The 17767-nt window shown below is 63.5% G+C and carries 17 protein-coding genes; 10 read left to right on the top strand and 7 right to left on the bottom strand.

Annotated features, from left to right (window positions below):
- Window positions 1-410: 410 nt before the first annotated feature.
- From H7A19_09330 to H7A19_09345, 4 genes are all read left to right on the top strand, one after another.
- Window positions 411-686: a type II toxin-antitoxin system Phd/YefM family antitoxin gene (locus H7A19_09330; protein ID MCP5475022.1), complete on the top strand. Its 276-nt coding sequence runs from the start codon at window positions 411-413 to the stop codon at window positions 684-686.
- Window positions 686-1027 carry a type II toxin-antitoxin system RelE/ParE family toxin gene (locus H7A19_09335; protein MCP5475023.1) on the top strand — a complete coding sequence of 114 codons (342 nt, stop codon included), beginning with the start codon at window positions 686-688 and terminating at the stop codon, window positions 1025-1027. Before H7A19_09330 ends, H7A19_09335 begins: the two co-directional genes overlap by 1 nt.
- Window positions 1028-1362: 335 nt before the next feature.
- Entirely contained in the window at window positions 1363-4521 is a 3159-nt protein-coding gene (locus H7A19_09340; protein ID MCP5475024.1) for a DUF1444 family protein, read from the top strand.
- 322 nt (window positions 4522-4843) lie between these two features.
- Entirely contained in the window at window positions 4844-5347 is a 504-nt protein-coding gene (locus tag H7A19_09345) for a CIA30 family protein (protein MCP5475025.1), read from the top strand.
- A 45-nt stretch (window positions 5348-5392) separates the two neighbouring features.
- On the opposite strand, the gene H7A19_09350 is transcribed toward H7A19_09345, so the two are convergent.
- Window positions 5393-7219 carry a DUF885 domain-containing protein gene (locus H7A19_09350; GenBank protein ID MCP5475026.1) on the bottom strand — a complete coding sequence of 609 codons (1827 nt, stop codon included), beginning with the start codon at window positions 7217-7219 and terminating at the stop codon, window positions 5393-5395.
- A gap of 119 nt (window positions 7220-7338) precedes the next feature.
- Here H7A19_09350 and H7A19_09355 point away from each other — a divergent pair, with 119 nt between their 5' ends.
- The 4 genes from H7A19_09355 (at window position 7339) to H7A19_09370 (ending at window position 11911) form a co-directional block, all read left to right on the top strand.
- Window positions 7339-8013, top strand: a complete 675-nt coding sequence (locus tag H7A19_09355) for a GNAT family N-acetyltransferase (protein MCP5475027.1) — start codon at window positions 7339-7341, stop codon at window positions 8011-8013.
- Between the two features lie 523 nt (window positions 8014-8536).
- On the top strand, window positions 8537-8809 hold the full coding sequence (locus H7A19_09360; protein MCP5475028.1) for a PepSY domain-containing protein: 273 nt from the start codon (window positions 8537-8539) through the stop codon (window positions 8807-8809).
- On the top strand, window positions 8806-9351 hold the full coding sequence (locus tag H7A19_09365; protein MCP5475029.1) for a cytochrome b/b6 domain-containing protein: 546 nt from the start codon (window positions 8806-8808) through the stop codon (window positions 9349-9351). Before H7A19_09360 ends, H7A19_09365 begins: the two co-directional genes overlap by 4 nt.
- A 256-nt stretch (window positions 9352-9607) precedes the next feature.
- Complete coding sequence (locus H7A19_09370) at window positions 9608-11911, top strand: EAL domain-containing protein (protein ID MCP5475030.1); 2304 nt, start codon at window positions 9608-9610, stop codon at window positions 11909-11911.
- Between the two features lie 317 nt (window positions 11912-12228).
- Here the strand turns inward: H7A19_09370 and H7A19_09375 are convergent, their stop codons facing one another.
- Genes H7A19_09375 through H7A19_09390 form a run of 4 tightly spaced genes read right to left on the bottom strand, consistent with a single transcriptional unit; the run spans window position 12229 to window position 15044 of the window.
- A complete protein-coding gene (locus H7A19_09375) occupies window positions 12229-13167 on the bottom strand; it encodes an FAD:protein FMN transferase (GenBank protein ID MCP5475031.1) in 939 nt (312 codons plus the stop codon).
- Between the two features lie 6 nt (window positions 13168-13173).
- Window positions 13174-14349 (bottom strand): DUF3570 domain-containing protein, encoded by a 1176-nt coding sequence (locus tag H7A19_09380; protein MCP5475032.1) that lies wholly within the window; start codon window positions 14347-14349, stop codon window positions 13174-13176.
- Between the two features lies 1 nt (window position 14350).
- Window positions 14351-14584 (bottom strand): DUF4266 domain-containing protein, encoded by a 234-nt coding sequence (locus H7A19_09385; protein MCP5475033.1) that lies wholly within the window; start codon window positions 14582-14584, stop codon window positions 14351-14353.
- Complete coding sequence (locus H7A19_09390) at window positions 14574-15044, bottom strand: TlpA family protein disulfide reductase (protein ID MCP5475034.1); 471 nt, start codon at window positions 15042-15044, stop codon at window positions 14574-14576. Before H7A19_09390 ends, H7A19_09385 begins: the two co-directional genes overlap by 11 nt.
- 176 nt (window positions 15045-15220) lie before the next feature.
- Here H7A19_09390 and H7A19_09395 point away from each other — a divergent pair, with 176 nt between their 5' ends.
- Window positions 15221-15991, top strand: coding sequence for a hypothetical protein (locus tag H7A19_09395; protein MCP5475035.1), 771 nt, complete (start codon window positions 15221-15223; stop codon window positions 15989-15991).
- Between the two features lie 90 nt (window positions 15992-16081).
- On the opposite strand, the gene H7A19_09400 is transcribed toward H7A19_09395, so the two are convergent.
- Entirely contained in the window at window positions 16082-16528 is a 447-nt protein-coding gene (locus H7A19_09400; GenBank protein ID MCP5475036.1) for a DUF3828 domain-containing protein, read from the bottom strand.
- Between the two features lie 169 nt (window positions 16529-16697).
- Between H7A19_09400 and H7A19_09405 the strand changes: the two genes are divergently transcribed.
- The gene (locus H7A19_09405; GenBank protein MCP5475037.1) at window positions 16698-16973 is read left to right on the top strand and encodes a DUF1161 domain-containing protein; all 276 of its coding nucleotides are present in this window, start codon (window positions 16698-16700) and stop codon (window positions 16971-16973) included.
- Window positions 16974-16981: 8 nt separating this feature from the next.
- Here the strand turns inward: H7A19_09405 and H7A19_09410 are convergent, their stop codons facing one another.
- Window positions 16982-17686, bottom strand: a complete 705-nt coding sequence (locus H7A19_09410) for an NAD(P)H-binding protein (protein MCP5475038.1) — start codon at window positions 17684-17686, stop codon at window positions 16982-16984.
- Between the last annotated feature and the right edge of the window lie 81 nt (window positions 17687-17767).

Here is a 17767-nt window from a genome sequence, read left to right on the forward strand (position 1 = left end):
GCACAAGACGTAGGGCTTGCGGACGGGGGTTCGACTCCCCCCGCCTCCACCAACAGACGGCCCCAAGGTGTTGAACCTTGGGGCTTTTTTGTGCGCATCAGAGAACCCATATCAACTTGCGTACCTCCACGCATTCGTCATCTTCTGGGCAGCAAAGCTGAACTTGGAACAAGAAAAGCAGTTCCCAAGGGACGTCGGCGAGCGGCAACACTGGATATGACCTTGCCCGAGAAACCGCGCAGCAGCAACCAGCGCTATCGCCTGACGGCACTCGGGCGGCAGTGGTTCAAGGCGCATTCTCCTGGCAGCTCTACCTGATCCCCGCACGATTTCCGTGCCGTTGCGCGGCAGATTGCCGCAGGACCGTTAACGGACTATATTCAGTCCTATGCGACGTCAGGAGCACGGTCATGCGCTACTCAACCCAGGTAAAGCCGATCAGCTATCTCAAGGCCAATGCCGCGGAAGTGCTGGCGCACCTGACCGAGCAGCGCGAGCCCCTGGTCATCACGCAGAACGGCGAGGCCAAGGCGGTGCTGCAGGACGTCGCGTCGTTTGAGGAGACGCAGGAAACGCTGGCGCTGCTCAAGATCCTGGCGCTCGGGCAGCAGGATGTTGACGCTGACCGGGTCAAGCCGGTTGCCGATGTGGTGGCGCGTCTGCGCGCCAAGCGCGCTTCGGCCTGATGCCTGCGGGACCGCCGCGCTACGAGGTTCTGCTGACGCCGGGTGCGGAGCAGGATCTCGAATCGATCCATGACCACATCGCCGAGTTTGACAGCCCGGCGAACGCGGAGCATGTGCTCGACGAGCTAATGAAGGCCGTGCAGCGGCTGGCCGAATTCCCGGAACGCGGCAGTCACCCGAAGGAACTCGCCGCGCTGGGCATCAAGGACTACCGCCAGACGGCATTCAAGCCGTACCGGATGATCTATCGAATCTTTGGCAAGCGCGTCGTCATCTACCTGATCGTCGATGGCCGCCGGGACCTGCAATCGGTGCTCGCGCGGCGACTGCTGGGCGGCTGACCCGCAGCATTCCGCCCCAACCCGCCGCGTTGCCGTTCAATCGACAATGGCGGAATCGAACCGTCAACCATCCGCCACCAAACCAACAAGGACCCCCAGTGATGGCGGCCTTTGTCTATTCATGAGGTCGAAGTCGAATCCCCGTACGCTTGCGGGTGTCGGCAGGAAGGCGTGCTTGCGGGCAATGTCCGTCTGTCGGGGGGCATCTGGATCACACCACCCGATCCGTACATCATTGGATACAAAGTTTGGAGTAACAGTGTATATCGCCGTTGTGGTGGTAGTCGGGCGGACCTGGGAAGGTGTCCGCCTTTGTATCAGAGAGGACATGGACGTTGGAGCACTCATCACTCAACCGAATCGGCTTTGGCGAATTCGTCGAGGCCTTCAAGCGCCACATCGAAGGGCTGCCAGGGCACAGCGACGCGGTCTTTGACGCCGCCACGCGCACCCTTCGCTATCGGCACGGCGGCCAGGACTACAGCGTCAACCCGAACAACTATTACCTCGATTTCGCCAAGGGCGATGTCGACCTTGAAGCCTTCCTGCAGGCCTGCTGCGCCGGTCTGCTGTCGATGCAGGCGCCGCGTCCGCAATCGCTGGAGCAGGCTGCGCCGAGTCTGCTGCCGGTGGTGCGTGACCGCCGTTATCTGGACATGGCCATCCTGATGGCCAAGGTTTCGGCGGCGAAGGCCAAGGTGGACATACCGAACTTCCCGTTTCGGGCACTGGCAGGCGAGTTGGTCGTGACCCTGGGGCTGGACACGCCCACCGCAACCAGCGTGGTCACCGCGAGCGAACTCGACGCCTGGGGCACCAGTTTCGATGCCGCCTACACCGTCGCGTTGGCCAATCTGCGCGCGCGCACTCAGGGCAGCATGCACGAGGTGCGTCCGGGTCTTTACGTATCACGCTGGGGCGATGGCTACGATGCCTCGCGCTTGCTGCTGCCGGAACTGCTCAAGCAGCTGACTCTGCGAGGCGAACCGGTGGTAGCGGTGCCTTCGCGCAATCTGCTGGTGGTGGCCGGGTCTGACGATCCGCCGGCGCTGGCGGCGCTGGCTCAGCTGGCCGCAAAGGTGCTGGGGGAGGAAACGCGACCGCTGTCTGCCGACGTACTGCACTTCCACGCCCAGGGTTGGCGCGAAGCAGCAGCATCGGTGTCACAGCAGCCACGCCTGCTCAGGGCCCGGCAACTGCTGCTGCAGCGCGACTACAACCAGCAGGCGGAATTGCTGAACCAGCTGAATCAGGCCCAGGGCAAGGATCTCTTTGTCGCCAGCTACAAGCTGGCCGAGAGCAGTGACGACAAGCCCTACCGAAACATCACCCAGGTGACCGAAGGCGTGGGCCTGACACTCTTGCCCAAGGCGGACGAACTGGCTTTTCTGACTCGCACGCAGGAATTCCTGCTGGTGCCGTGGACGGAAGCCGAAGCGGTGTTGGGAGCAGCACTCAAGCGCCTGGCCATCCATCCCGTTCGATATCGTCATCAGGGCTTCCCCGATGCCGCGCAACTGGAGCTCTTGCGCAGCAAGGCCTCGATCCGCCAGGCCGCGCCCGACCCGAAGCAGCGCATGGCAGCCGCAGCCGAGGATTTTCGTCGGGCCTACCAGGGCCAGTTCCAGCGCGACCTGAGCTACGACGCCGGCGGTATCCAACTGCTCGACCAGCTGATCGAAGACCAGCGTAGCCAGGGCGTGCCAGCCACCGACGCCTTTGTCGAAGGCATCGGCGCCTTTTTCGGTGAGGTGTTGCTGCGCCAGTTCGGTGGCGAATGGATCGTGCACAAGGAGCGCTTCTGCGTGCTCCTGGACGACAAGAACGGTGTTTTCCCGCTCGACAAGGTGGCTCGGCAATGGGCCAATGGCCGAGCCGGCGGCGATTCGGTGCTGGGCACCTACGACTCGGTCCAACGCCTGAGATCCGCGCAGCCAGCGGGCGTGACGACTGGCGCGTCGGAGCGCCCATCGGCCGACCAGGGACGTTCGTCACCGCTGCCAGAGGCGACTGATTATCCCTATCGCATTCCGGCGCAGCGCTCGGATTCGCGAATGCAACAGATGCTGGTGCAGGCCCGCGACAAGTTTGCCCGTTTGCGTACAGCCGCTGCGGCCGGCACGCTGGATGCCATGCATGCGGACAGTCCGAAGTGGCTGACCCACCGCGATCCGCTGATCGAGGTCAGTCACAACCAGGCCCTGCTGCTTCGGGAAGGCCGAATCGTCTGGGCGGCGCTGGTGATGGCCAACAACCTGCTGTTCAAGCCCGGCAAAGAGGACTGCCCGGCACTGCTGGTCTACAGCCTGGATCCATGGTTCGAATCACGGCCGGATGAATTGCATGCGATTGCTCGTCGAATCTTCGAGCTGAAGAACACCCAGCCGACCGAACCGGGCCTGCGTGCCCTGGCCAAGCTGGTCACCGAAGAGAGCGATCGCGGCATGGGCTGGCGCGTGCCCGAGGCACTCACCGACAGAGACGTGCGCGGTGCCATCTTCATGGTTTTCCGCCAGCACATTCCCCAGGGCCAGATGTGCGGTGAACGTTTTCCGATTCTGGTGCATCCCTCGACCGAAGCCGTGATGATCCTGCCCTTCGAAGGCTGGCCGGCCGAACTGGTGAAGGCCTGGAAACCCGGGGCCAGTCAGCGCAGCCTGGATGAAGTCCGGGCGCTCCCCGAGGGTCTGCGTATCGGCCATGCACCGAGCGTGGCGGCCGCCACCCACAACGGGCGCGAATTCATCTGGACCTTCCAGACCAGCGTGGAGGCAATGCACACCGAACTTCGCATCGTCGAGTACGGCGCCTTCAGTCTGGTTCGCGGCAAATGGAGCCCTGCCAACGGCGGCGAATTGCCCTTCGGCCCGCAGCAATTCGCTGATGAGTTCGGCTGCACTGACGGCCGACTGTCACCCGGCCGGGCTTTCAGCAATCCGCAGAACTCGCACCGCAACTCGCAACTGCGCTCATCCCGCCAGCTCTGGTATGTCATCGGCAAGGACGACGCCGGCAAGCTCTACCGCGGCGAAGCCGAGATCGAATTGCGGGGCACGCTGATTGCACCCGACAGTGAGCCGCTCAAGCCCGTCAAGGCCGGCGGTCTGGCTGCCATCGGCCGGCTTTTTGGCGGCAGCAAGGCCGCAGACTTGCTGCGCTACGACGGCGTCTACCGGGTCAAGCAGCAGCCCGAAGACGACACCAATTCCGCCCACTGCTATCTGCGGCTGTACCCGGACAAGACCGCCATCTACATCGATTCCGACGAGCAGCCCTCACAACTGTCAAAGTGGTTCAACATCCAGTCGCGGCATGTGCCCACCGGTTACTACAGCGTCAAGGGTGACAGCATCCGCATCGAAATCGCTGTCGGCCACACGTCCGTGGTGCTCTCCGGAACCATCGACAAGAACCGCTTGCAGCTGAACTTCCCGCGTTTCGCCAATGGCCCGATGCGCAACGACGAGTTCCTGTTCATGGGCTGGCGGCCGTAGCGGGGCACCGTGGGAGCGGCTTCAGCCGCGAAAGGGTTTGCCGCGAGCCTCGGATCCAGCGGTCGCGACGCGAGGTCGCTCCTACGGTGGGAGCTGCTTCAGCCGCGATCGGGGGTTTCGAATTCTGCGGTCGCGACGCTAGGTCGCTCCTACGGTGGGGCTCCAGCGGCGCCGCTGCTGGATGCAGGTCTAGCCCACAAACGGCAGGGCCCAGGCTGATCTGATGTTCAATGCAATCACCATCCCCTCTACCGTCTTCGCTGCGCTGCTGTCGGCAATGTCAATGCTGACCGGCGCAGTCGCTTCAGAACCGAAGCCTCCCATGATCACGCCCGCACGGACGCTGATGGATTTCCGCGAGAGCAACCAGATTCGCGGGTACGCGGCCAATGACGGCGTCATGGACGGACTCTCGTGGGGCACACCGAAACGGCAGAATGACCAACTGCGCTTCAGCGGCGTGCTCTCGCTGGCGAACAACGGCGGATTTTCCTCGGTGCGGACCACCGACCAGACCTTTGACCTGAGCGGGGTCGAGGCACTGAAGTTGCGGGTCAAGGGCGACGGCCGCAGCTACCAGTTGCGCTTGGCCACCGACGCGCGCTTCCGCGGCTCGCCGGTGTCCTATGGTGCCACCTTCCCCACCCAAACCGATCGCTGGATCGAGGTGCGTGTTCCGCTCGATGAGCTGACGCCGAGCTACCGTGGCTATCCGCTTGATGGTCCAACCCTTGATCGATCGCGCGTGCGCGAGATCGGCCTGCTGATCGGTGACAAACGCGAAGGGCCGTTCACCTTGTGGGTTGACTGGATTGCCGCGGAGTAGCTCGGTCGGCGCACGCCGCAGGCCGCGCCGGCGTGCCTACCGGCATCAGACCTTCTGCGTGGCAATCCACTCGTCGATCTGGCGCTCGAGGATGAAGATCGGCAAGGCACCGGAGCCAAGCACGACATCGTGGAAGCCCCGGATATCGAAGCTCTCGCCGAGTTCGCTGCGGGCTTTCTCGCGCAGTTCCAGAATCTTCAGCATGCCCACCTTGTAGGCCAGAGCCTGACCTGGGTTGACCAGATAGCGTTCGATCTCGGCGACGACTTCACCGTGGCCCATGCCGGTGTGGTCTTCCATGTAGGCTATGGCCTGTTCGCGGCTCCAGCGCTTGGCGTGCATGCCGGTATCCACAACCAGCCGCACAGCGCGGAACATCTCGGCCTGCAGTCGGCCGAGATTGTCCAGCGGCTTGCTCTGGAAACCCGCCTCCCAGGCGAGCTGCTCGGCGTACAGGGCCCAGCCTTCCGAATAGACGGTGAATCCGAGGAAGTTGCGGAACATCGGCAAGCCTTCGAGTTCCTGCGCCAGTGAGCCCTGGAAATGGTGTCCGGGAATGGCCTCGTGATAGGCCAGCGTGCGCATGCCGAAACGCGGGATATCGGCCACGCTGCGCAGATTGGCGTAGAACACGCCCGGTCGCTTGCCATCCAGTGAACCACGCTGATAGTAGGCACCGGGCGCGGTCTTCTCCGAGAATTCCGGAACCCGCCGGACTTCCACCGAAGCCTCGGGTCGATGATTGAACCAGTCGCCCAGATTGGCGTTGACCTCATCGATGATCGCCTGATAGTCGGCCAGGATCTGCTCGCGACCGGCCTCGGTGTCTGGATACAGCTGATCCTCACGCTTGCTGATCAACTGCACACGCGCACCGATGCTGCCTTCGGTGAGACCCTCGGCCTGCAGGATTCGGTCCATCTCGGTGCCGATGCGTTCGACCTCGGCCAGGCCGATCTGGTGAATCTGGTCGGCGCTCATGTCGGTGGTGGTCTGGTTGCGGATGCGCCAGGCGTAGTAGGCCTCGCCGTCGGGCAGGCGCCAGGCGCCGTCATTGCTGGTGGCCCTCGACAGCAGCGCCTCGTGATGGGCAATCAGACACCGATAGGCCGGATACACCACTTCGTCGATGGCGCCCGCCACCTCCGTGCGCAATGCCTCGCGGACGGATTCCGACAGTTGCTCAGGGGGAATCTTCGCCAGTTTTTCCTCGAAGCTGGTGTACAGCATGTGTTCGCGCGCCGGGGATTCGATGAATCCGCGCATCTGCTCGAGCACCTTCTCCACGGTGAACCGCGGCGGCAGGATGCCCAGCGATTCTCGATGTCGCAGGCCTTCCAGCACCTGATCGAACTTGTTGCCGATCAGGCGCAGCCGGCTGATGTAGTCACGGGCGTCGCGCTCGCTCTCGACGAAATGGCTGTTGACCATGAAATTCGGCACGCCGCTCTGCGCCCCGAACATCTGATTGATCGGAAAGTTGTGGTAGCGGAAGCGCTTGCCATCCTTGACCAGATCACCGAGGAAAGCATCGAAGATGTCGTAGGAAATCAGCGCCTGACCGCTGTAGTCAGCGCGCTCATAGCGTTTGAAGGTGGCGTAGTCCTGCTCCAGCTTGATCAACTGAGCCTCATCATGCGCCAGCGAATCATCCCCAAGCTTGGCGTTGTGGCTCTTGATGCCCATCGGCTCCAACAGGCGCATCTGCGTGAGCATTTCCGGATTGTCGAGCGCGAACTGCAGGAACACCCGACCATAGAACCAGTTGATGCTGAGCGGCTTGCCATACCAGGTGTGCGCTGCCAATGCGCCGCCCAGCAGCACCACGACCAACACCAGCAGGGAGATCCACTTGAGCAAGCGCTTGATCATGGAAGGCAGTTCTCTGAGAGCCAACCGTCGAGTTTGCCAGCAGACGCCGTCGTTCGAGACCGCCAATGGTCATGGTGGGCGCACCAGCGCGTATCCTGATCCGCCGCCCGGAGCTTTCCATGCTGAGCCTGCGCCCCCTGTGTGAATCCTGCGGCCGCCTGCTGCCGGCCGATTCGGCGGACGCCCGAATCTGCAGCTACGAGTGCACGTTCTGCGCCAGCTGCAGCGAGGATCATTTGCACGGGCAATGTCCCAACTGTGGCGGTGAACTGCTCGCTCGTCCCAGACGAGCGGAAGCAGCACCATCGCCTTCAACTGATCTCGCCGTCGCCAGCAGCGACCTCGGAATCGCGCTCGCAGAGCCCGACGACCTGGACGATCTGGCACCCCTGTTCGATCAGTACCGGATGTTCTACGAACAGGCCAGCGACCTCGCCGGCGCGCGGCAATTCCTGCAGGCACGAATGGCCCGCCGGGAATCAACCATCCTTCTGGCCAGGCGCGGCCCCGATGCATTGGGCTTCTGCCAGCTGTATCCGATCTTTTCGTCAATCTCCATGCAATCCAGCTGGCTACTCAACGATCTGTATGTGGTCGCCAGCGCGCGGCGCGGCGGCGTCGCGCGGCAACTACTGGATGCGGCCGTCGCATTTGCAGCGTCCGGGAACGCTGGTTGGCTGATGCTGCAGACCCATCGTGACAATCAATCGGCACAGCGCCTCTACGAAAGCAGCGGCTGGGTGCGGGATGATGAGTTCCTGACCTATTTCGCTTATCCGACGCGAGTGGGGTAGCCCGATCGCTGTTGCGCGCGTGCCGCTGAATGGTCGCTCCTTGTCGAGCTTGTGGCTCATTGCCCGTGAGCGGTATCGGGCCGAACCAAGTGGCTCTCCGTGAACCCATATTGCAAGTTGTTGATGCGTCATTGCGAGGAGCGCAGCGACGAAGCAATCCAGGGTAGCGCCGCACATCCCTGGATTGCTTCGCTACGCTCTCCATGAACCCATCTCGCAAGTTGTTGATTTCTTCCTCCGCCTGTAGGAGCGCCCTTGCGGCGCGACCGCTGCTTCGGACGTGCGGCTTGCCGGTCGCGACGCGAGGTCGCTCCTACAGGCGGGTTTGTGGTTCATGGCCCGTGCGCAGTGTCGGGCCGATACAGGTGGCTCGCAATGACGCCGGAACGATACCCGCACCCGTTGGATAGATCGCCAGCAGTCCCACAAGCGTCCCTCGGTCCGGGAACACCACAAATACGATAAATTCGCATTTGGCGTGCTCTTCTTCGTGACTTCATGAAAACGAGGAAACTGCATGTCGATCACGCGAATCCTGGGCCTTGGCCTGACGCTCTGCATTGAGGCACCGGCCTACGCCACTGGTCTGGCCACTTGTGAATCGGGCCCGAAGTCGGGCTGGCAGCCCACCGAGGTGCTGGAGAAGCAGCTCACCGAGAAAGGCTGGACAGTGCGCAGGATCAAGGAAGACGGCGGCTGCTACGAGGTCTATGCATTGAATGAATCGGGCCAGCGTGTCGAGGCCTATTTTCACCCGGTAACGCTCGATCCGGTTCCGACCGGGAACGATCATTGACCGCAAGGCCCACCAAGGTTTGGGACGCGCCCGTGCGCGTCCTGCATCTCTGTTTCATCATCGGAGTCAGCGCCGCCTGGCTGACCCGCCACACTCCAGGGAACTGGCATGAGTGGCTGGGCTACGGGCTGCTGGCGGCGGTGCTGCTGCGTCTGATCTGGGGCTTCGTGGGCCCGGCCAGCGCCCGCTTTGGATCCTTCATCCGCGGACCGCACACGACCCTCGCCTATGTGCGCGCCCTCAGGGCCGGGCAGGCGCGACGCTATCGCGGTCACAATCCACTCGGCGCGTGGATGATCCTTGCGCTGCTGTCGCTGCTGCTGCTCATCTGCTTGAGCGGCTGGTTGTCGACGACGGATCGCTACTGGGGCATCGCCTGGGTCATGGATCTGCATCTGTACAGTTCCTGGGCCTTGCTGGCGCTGATTCCGCTGCATGTCGCAGGAGCACTGCATGCCACCTGGAAGCATCGGGAAAACCTGATTGCGGCCATGATCCATGGTCGAAAACGCGCAGCCAAGGGCACTGATCAGGACGTCTGAGGCGGCCGCCGGTACTTCTTTACAACTTGGCTGCGCCGCGGCGCCGGCAATGACCGATGATGTGCGCGCTGGCAAGACGACAGGGCCAGTGCCACCGTTCTCGGGGATCGTCAGTGCTCGCCAACGGCATATCCTCACTCAGACCATGCATTGCCGGGCGGTGGACCATCATCGCCGCACCGCCGCTGTGGACCAGACCGATCCCGCCAAAACAGGCTGAGTCAAGAACGTCGGCCGCAAGCGCGGGAGTGAGCCCGTGATCCCGCGCTGGTTGAGAGTCCCCCCTGAAGCCGCCGGCAACCCGGTTCTGGCCGTGCGCTGGCGGGTGTTCCACGTCATCGCGCTGGTCATGCTACTGGGCCTGCCCTTCGTTGCCATCATCCTGTTTCAAAGCCACCGACTACTGATTGCCGGACACAACACCGCCGGTCTGGTGCCGCTGCTGGCTATCCTCATCGTCCTTGCTGCCCTCCGCCTCGCACGCAGCGGGCATCTGGACGCCGCTCGCGCCATGCTGGCCGTGCTGCACACCTCGCTGCTGGCCACCGGCATGTTGCTGGGAGACGGCCTCCACGACATGACCGTTGCGCTGCTTGGCGCCTCGATGCTGATCGGCAGCCTGCTTCTGGATCGATGGTCCTACATCGTTCTGGCAACGGCTGCCGTCGCCCTCTGTGGCGCGATCGGCCTGGCAGAAATGAACAGTTGGATGGTGACCGCCTACCAGCCCTTGCTCACCTGGGATCGCGTGGCCTTTGTCTGCATTACGCTGGCGCTGACGGCGATCCCGGTCAGGGCGCTGATGGAAGTGCTGGAACGCTCACTGATCGCCGTCACCGAGCGCAATCAACGGCTGGCCGAGAGCAACGCCGAGCTGCAGGCCCAGCGTGACGCCATCTCCAGCCTGGAGGAGCGATTCGCCAAGATCTTCCAGACCTCGCCCGATCCCATGCTGATCAGTCGGAAATCGGACGGCCAGATCGTCGAGGTCAATGAAGCCTGGGTGACCGTCTTTGGCTACCAGCGCAGCGAGTGCCTGGGCGTGACTGGCGCCGACCTCGGACTCTGGGTCGAGCCGGCTGATCGCGTCCTGCTGCTAGCCTCGCTCAAGGCCGGCAAACCGCTGCGCAGCTTCGAGACGCGCTTGCGCAAGAAGAGTGGCGAAGTTGCTGCGGTGTCGATGTCCGCCGAGGTCATCGACCTCGACGGTGTCGAACATCTGATCATTCCAGTCATCGACGTCACCGAGCGCAAACAGGCTGAAAGCCGGATTCGCTTTCTGGCAACACGGGATGCTCTCACTGGCCTGCCCAATCGCATGGCGCTGATGCAACATCTGGGCGAAGCCATGGCGGAAGCCAAAGGCACGGGCGCCAGCTTGGCGCTGCTGTTTCTGGACCTGGACCGCTTCAAGTCGATCAACGACTCACTGGGCCATCTGCTGGGTGACGCCTTCCTGCGGGCGGTGGCGCAGCGCCTCAGCCCGCTGCTCGGCGAGGGCGAAAGCCTGTCCAGGCTGGGCGGCGATGAATTCGTGGCGGTGATCAGCCCCTTGGGCTCGCACGAGCAAGCGGCGCAACTGGCGCAAAGGATGCTGGATGCGCTGCGAAGGCCACTGCCGGTGGAAGAACACGAACTCAGTCGCGACGCCAGTGTGGGCATCAGCATTTTTCCCGGCGATGCCACCGAACCCAGCATGCTGCTGCGAAATGCCGACACCGCGATGTATCACGCCAAGGCGGCGGGCGGCGGCGGCTATCGCTTCTTCACCACCGACATGAACGAGCGCGCCCAGCGTCGGCTGTGGATGGAGGAAGGACTGCGCTCGGCGCTGGAACTCGGTCAGTTTGAAATGCATTACCAGCCCAAGGTCGAGATCGGCTCCGGGCAAGTCACCGGATTCGAGGCGCTGCTGCGCTGGCACCATCCCAGTCTGGGCGAGATTCCGCCCAGTCAGTTCATCGAAGTGGCCGAAGAAACCGGTCAGATCGTGCCCATCGGCCGATGGGTCTTTGACGACGTCTGCCGGCAGATGGCGCAATGGCATTCACAGGGACTGCGCGCCAGCATCGCCATCAATCTGTCGGTTCGGCAGTTCACCACAGAACTATATCGCGACATCCGCGACACCCTCGCCGCCAGCGGTATCGATCCCAAGCTGGTCGAGGTGGAGATCACCGAGAGCCTGTTCATGCAGGACCCGATCGCGGTCGGTGGCATCCTCGGGGCGATCTCTGCCCTGGGTGTTCGCGTGGCTCTGGATGACTTCGGCACCGGATTCTCGTCGCTGACCGCCCTGCGTCGTTTTGCCATCGATACGCTGAAGATCGACCGTGCCTTCATCGTCGACATCGAACGCAATCAGCAGGATCTGGCGATCGTGCGTGCGGTGATCGGCATGGCCCGCAGCATTGGTGCGCGGGTGATTGCCGAGGGTGTGGAGCGCCAGGCACAGCTGGGCATCCTGCGTGGCCTGGGTTGCGACGAATATCAGGGCTTCCTGTACGCCCGGCCGATGCCTGCGGCGGAAGTGGAGGCCCAGTTCCTGAAGGGCAGCTAGACCGCATTTCTCACACCTGTTGCGGAAGATCGCGCAGGGCTTTGCGCTGAGGGCAAGGCGCGAGGGTGAGAGAGGGCAAGCTTGCATCGCATGCCATGCGCCCTCTCGAACGGGTGGCGGCTATGCCGCCACACCGGGCGAAGCAATGGTTGTTCCATTGCGACGACGAGCAACGCAGCCATCGGCGCAAAGAACCAGCGAGGGCCGCAAAGCGGGCAGATGCAGCCAAACAGTCTGTCACTGCTGCGTGCCTCGGAATCGCCTTGTACCACTGGAAGATTGGGGGCATCTGCTCGCGCAGGTGTGAGAAATGCGGGCTAGACCCGCGAATCCGGCTCGATCCAGGCCACCGTGCCGCCGATCCGGCCGGCGGCGGACACCGTCAGATGCGGCAACCCCAGCTCTGACAAGTAACGCGCTCCCGCGTCAACGCCGAGCAGCATGGCCAGCGTCGCTGCCGCACCCGCCACCAGACAATTCGGCGCCAGCACGCTGACGCTGGCAAAAGCCGTGACTGGCCAGCCTGTGCGCGGATCGACGATATGACCGTAGCGTTTGCCGTCCAGCAGCAGTCCGCGTTCGTAGTCTCCGCTGGTGGCAAGGCCGCCATCGAGCAATTCGATGCCGGCCAGGGCAGCGGGCAGTCGTGGATGACGCACACCGGCGCGCCACGGCGTACCGTCGACGTGAGGCCCGACCACGCTGAGGTCTCCGCCCAACTCGACGATGCCGTGCATCAGCCCCTGTTCCCGACACAGCGCGGCGGCGCGGTCGGCCGCATATTCCTTGACCAGGGAGCCAAGGTCGAGGCGCATGCCGGGCTGCTCCAGCCGCAACCACGGCCTTTGCCAGACCAGATGCCGCCAGCCGCCTCTGGCCATGGCTTGCGCAATCTCGGCCGGATTCGGCAGCGCATCGCCCGGTCCCGCCCACAAGCGCGCCAGCGCTCCGGCCGAGATGTCGAAGGCACCGCCGCTCTGCTCGTGCAACAGGCTCGCCAGATCCAGCAGATCGGCACTTTCGGCATCGAGTTCGACCGCTTCGCCGCTGCCAGCTGCAGCGCACCACTGCGCCAGCAGACTGTCGTCACGATAATGCGAGTACTTCCGTTCCAGACGATCCAGTTCGGCGATGGCAGCAGCAAAGGCAACCTCGGCGCGCTCGCGCGCCTGCACCTCGATCTGGATCGAACAGGGGCAGCCCATGCTGACGAAATCACGCCGCCAGATCCCTTCCACCGGCTGACTTGCCGACATCTGCACTCAATCGAACCGAAAGTCGAATCCAGCCTGGATCTGGGTGTAGCTGACGCGTCCAGGGTCATTGCCGGAACCGAAACCCAGGGCATCGGTGGCGCGGTGGCGCTCAATGCCGATCACCCAGTCCCAGGCGCCAATCTGGCGCCGCAGATCCAGGCTTGCGGAGACTCCACCCCCGGTGGCCAGTCGATAATCGCTGGAATAATAGCGCCCGAGTTCGCCCACGCTGGCAAAGGGCGCGTAGAAGCTGCTTTCGCTCTGCGTGTAATAGCGGAACCCCGGAATCACGCGCCAGTCCTGGGCCAGGGTCTGATACCAGTGCGCCTCCACGGTATGGGAATGCACGCCCCAGTTGTCGAGGGAATAGCGCCCGTCCAGATGCAGGGCCGCGTCGCGTTCGACCAGCGCGTGCCGATAGCGCAGCAGCAACGCTCCCTGCAGACGCTGATCCGGTCGGGCCTCGTTGAGCACGCGGTCGCCGGCGAAGAAGCGCTTGTAGGGATCAGACAGGAATCCGCTCGACCGCGTGAGCTGAAGCCCGGCCTGCAGCAGGCTCGACCGATCCAGAATGAAACTCAGGCCGGCCGACGCAGACCAGGTGTTCTTGGTGGCCTGCGCGATGCGTCCAAATTCGGCGGCATCGGTGGGATCGATCCGATCATGTGAAAAACTGGCGCCGAGTCCGAGCTCGATCGCGGCAGACAGGGGCCTGGACCATTCCAGTCCGACAGCAGTGGCGTGATAGTCATCCTCGGCCGAATAGCTGGCCGAGACCGTGTATTCCCGATCGTCGGCCAGAGCGCGGCGATAGCCCACGCCGAGCTCGCTGCGGCGATCATGGATGCTGGCGCCGCTCATCACCTGCAAGGGCTGGCCGTTGGCGTCCGGCACGCTGAACCAGGGCGACGAGCCGGACATCACCTCGTGGGTCAGATCCACACTGAGACTGGCGCCCTCGCCCGCCGGCGTCAGCAGCCGGAACTGCTCGCTGCGTACCCGATATCGACGATCGCTGCCGTCCACCGGCGTCAGCGCGAGCGCATCCTCGTCATAGTCTCCGTGGCGATAGCTGATGGACCGGTCCGCCGCAACCGGTTCGGCCGGTACTGCTGAGGAGCTGACCAGACCGGCCGAGGCCGCCAGCAGTTGCGCCAACAGGGGATTGGGTCGCAGGGCCATCTCAGTTGCAACCGCAGCCGCCGCCAGCGGCGCCGATACGGCCTGAACTGGCTTCCTTGCTGAAGCGCGTGTGCTCTTTCAATGCCGTTCGCATCGGGTCTGGATCCAGCTGCATGTCCCAACGCGCCAGTCGACCCCGCTCCCAAGGTTGCACCGGCGTGGTAGCGCAGGCACCGAGCAGGCAGGCTGCGCACAAGACCAAGGTCCAACGCCAGATCGGTGCGTCATTGATCATCAGTCGTCTCCAGCAGGGCGTGAATCCGCTCACGCAGAGCGTCCAGTTCTTCCGGCCTGAAGCCCACATTGCGCGTGTCAATCACGCCATTGCGGTCGAGCAGATACGACGTCGGCATGGTCGGTGGGGCGTAGGCGGTCGCGATCGTGCCGTCATCGTGAATGATGAACAGTCTGATCCGCCGGCGCTCGAGAAACCGCCGGGCCGAATCCAGGTCTTCGTCGACGTTGACGGCAAGGATTTCAAGATTCTCGGCGCCGATTTCCGCGCGAAGCGCCTCATACATCGGCAGCGAATGCAGGCAAGGTGCGCACCAGGACGCCCAGAAATCAACCAGAACCACCCTGCCACGCAGCTGTTCCAAGCTGATCGGCTCTCCCGTCTGCAGATCCGGTCCGGAGATGGCTGGCGCGGGCTGGCCGACGGCTACCGCCAGCACCGGCCCACCGAGTGCAAGCAAGATCCATCCAAGCTGCGCGGCCTTGCATACCACGGCCTATCTCCCCAGGACTCGCCCCCGTCAACGCTTTATACACCGGCTCGTCTAGAATGATGATCAAGTGCCTCGCAGTCGCCGCTGACTGAACCGCTTCAAAAGCCGCGTCAAACATCGCCTTGCCGCACGGGATCCACGCCATGAACGCAATCCAAGTCTTCATCCGCTGCTTGAGCCTGATACTGGGCCTGGGCGCATTCCAGGCACAGGCAGCGATAGTCACCGTGCGCCTCAGCAACAATGTGTTCACGCCCAATGACCTGACCATCAATGTCGGCGATACCGTGCGCTTCATCAACGATGCGGGCTTCCACGATGTGCGCGCCGACGATGGCAGCTACGGCAACACGCCGGCGGTAGCCGGATGGCAGTTCGACCACACCTACAACAGCGCCGGCGAATTCCGGGTCTATTGCACGGTGCACTCCAGCCCCGGTGCCAACATCAACACCAGCATGAATGCGCGAATCACGGTGATCGCTGCGCCCACCTTTGCCATCAGCCAGGGACTCAACGGCACCTGGGTCAACCCGTCGAATCTGGGCCAGGGATTCCTGTTTGATTTCAGCACTGCCAACAGTTTCATGTTCGGCGCCTGGTTCACCTACGACACCGCGGCCAGCGCGCAGCAGAAGCTGGGAGTAGCCACTTCCCGCTGGTTGACCATGCAGGGCAACTACCAGGGCGACACGGTCACGCTGGATGTATTCGAGACCAGCGGCGGCGTGTTCAATCAGCCAACCACGACCACCACCACCCAGATCGGCACGGCCACACTCCGATTCACCTCCTGCACCGAAGGCAGTCTGAGCTTTGCGCTGACCCAACCACCGATCAGCGGCACGATTCCGCTGCAGAAAGCACTACCGGCCTTCGGCAGCGGCTGTGCAGCGGCGACAGTACCGGAATAGGCAGGCGCCAGAACCAGCAGTTCGGACGGTGCGCTGCGGCGAACTGTCCGAGCTGCGGCGGAACACCAGATCAGGCCGATCGGAGCAGCTTCAGCTGCCGGCAAGCGTCCTGAGCAGGGTATGGCCATCGCCGTAGTCGATATCGGCAATGCGCCAGCCGTGCTTGTCCTGCTTCAACCGATAGCCGATCTCCACGGTCCGGCCGAAGTTGTCAAAACGCACCAGTGCGGTGACTTCGGTACCACTGACCTTGGGCACGGCAATGTCGAACTGGCTGATCTCGAAGTCCTGGGCGTAGTAGAAGGGATCGAAGTCCAGCGCACCGATCTCATCGGAATCAGGCCGATTGAGCTCCTGATCCAGGGCCTGCGCCAACTCAGGCGTAAAGAAGCGCGCGCGCTCGGCGCTGGCGGCTGGATCCAGCAATGGCCCCGCCCCGTTGTCATGCACGCGGTACAAGGTCCTCAGCAGATCCTGCGGCGAATCATTGGGCGTCGCTGCGAGCATCGGCAGACTGACCATCATCAAGAGTCCCATCCATATCCGGATCACCAGCGTTTCTCGATGCAGGAGCTGAGCGTGGATGCTAGCCCCGATTCAGCCACACCGCGCCCGCAGCGTGACAGACCTTGCCCGACGACGACCGTGATCGGGGCTGATGCTGTTGATACCGCCATCCGGCGGCATAGCCCCTGGAAGTTCGTTCATGAAACTGCTGATCGTCTCCATGTTGATGACCACTGCACTCGCCAGCGCCCCCGCCCACGCGCGTAAGGATTGCGAGGAACTCAAGCGCGAGATCGCGGCCAATATCGACGCCAAGGGCGTCAAGGCCTATACGCTGGACATTGTGGCCAGCGCCGACGAAAGCACTGCCAGGACCGTCGGCAGCTGCAACGGCGGCACCCAGAAGATCGTCTACCAGCGCGGCGCGGCCGCACCGGTCGTGGCTGTCAGCGAGATCACCAAGCCGGCGAACTGAGCGGGCACTCAGTCTGCCAGCGCCTGAATCTGCCGATTGCTGATTCGATTGACGCCCGACCCGGCTTTGCCGCAGAGGGCGACGACGGCCGTGGCCACGGCGCCCGCGCTGATGGCCCCGTACTGACGCAAGGGACCAATCAGCAGCGGGTTGAACCAGGGCGCCAGGGCCTGGGCGATGCCCTCGCCCGGGCGCGTTGGTCCGCTGCGCTGGCCCAGCAGCAGGCCCGGATGCAGGAAATCGACGCGGTTGAAGCCGAGCGCTTCCACCGCTGCCTCCATCTCGCCCTTCACTCGCAGATAAAGATTGCCGGAACCGGCCCGCGCGCCCACCGAAGACACTACCAGCGCCTGCGTTGCGCCCTGAGCACGCGCCAGCTGCGCCAGCGCCACCACCAGATCCCGATCAATGGCGGCAAAGGCTGCAGCCGACCCGGCCTGCCGCAGCGTAGTACCCAGCGCACAGACAAAGACCTGCGGATGCGCATCGGCTCTTCGCAACTGCTGAGCCACGTCTGCCAGACCGGCGGCGTCGTCTAGACCGGCCTGGATCGGGTGCAGATTCGGATGCGTCAGCGCCAGCGGCCGCCGCACCAGCGCGAATACGCGAAAACCCTCGGCTGCCGCGCGTTCCAGCAGTGCCGGCAGTGCCAGTCCGCCTACCAATCCGGTGGCACCGGCGAACAGCACATCTCCTGCTTGTCTATCGTCCATGGACCGCAGTTTACCTGGGTGCACATCAGCAAAGGACGCTCATGATCGGCACAAAGGATTGCCACCGTCGCCGGTTCCAAG

It is taken from the genome of Rhodanobacteraceae bacterium (genome assembly GCA_024234055.1).
Taxonomy (GTDB): Bacteria; Pseudomonadota; Gammaproteobacteria; order Xanthomonadales; family SZUA-5; genus JADKFD01.

What these genes read in the sequence shown, in the direction of transcription:
- H7A19_09330 (MCP5475022.1), top strand. Translation starts at nt 411, where the DNA reads ATGCGCTACTCAACCCAGGTAAAGCCGATCAGCTATCTCAAGGCCAAT.
- H7A19_09335 (MCP5475023.1), top strand. Translation starts at nt 686, where the DNA reads ATGCCTGCGGGACCGCCGCGCTACGAGGTTCTGCTGACGCCGGGTGCG.
- H7A19_09345 (MCP5475025.1), top strand. Translation starts at nt 4,844, where the DNA reads ATGATCACGCCCGCACGGACGCTGATGGATTTCCGCGAGAGCAACCAG.
- H7A19_09350 (MCP5475026.1), bottom strand. Translation starts at nt 7,219, where the DNA reads ATGATCAAGCGCTTGCTCAAGTGGATCTCCCTGCTGGTGTTGGTCGTG.
- H7A19_09355 (MCP5475027.1), top strand. Translation starts at nt 7,339, where the DNA reads ATGCTGAGCCTGCGCCCCCTGTGTGAATCCTGCGGCCGCCTGCTGCCG.
- H7A19_09375 (MCP5475031.1), bottom strand. Translation starts at nt 13,167, where the DNA reads ATGTCGGCAAGTCAGCCGGTGGAAGGGATCTGGCGGCGTGATTTCGTC.
- H7A19_09380 (MCP5475032.1), bottom strand. Translation starts at nt 14,349, where the DNA reads ATGGCCCTGCGACCCAATCCCCTGTTGGCGCAACTGCTGGCGGCCTCG.
- H7A19_09385 (MCP5475033.1), bottom strand. Translation starts at nt 14,584, where the DNA reads ATGATCAATGACGCACCGATCTGGCGTTGGACCTTGGTCTTGTGCGCA.
- H7A19_09395 (MCP5475035.1), top strand. Translation starts at nt 15,221, where the DNA reads ATGAACGCAATCCAAGTCTTCATCCGCTGCTTGAGCCTGATACTGGGC.
- H7A19_09400 (MCP5475036.1), bottom strand. Translation starts at nt 16,528, where the DNA reads ATGGGACTCTTGATGATGGTCAGTCTGCCGATGCTCGCAGCGACGCCC.
- H7A19_09405 (MCP5475037.1), top strand. Translation starts at nt 16,698, where the DNA reads ATGAAACTGCTGATCGTCTCCATGTTGATGACCACTGCACTCGCCAGC.
- H7A19_09410 (MCP5475038.1), bottom strand. Translation starts at nt 17,686, where the DNA reads ATGGACGATAGACAAGCAGGAGATGTGCTGTTCGCCGGTGCCACCGGA.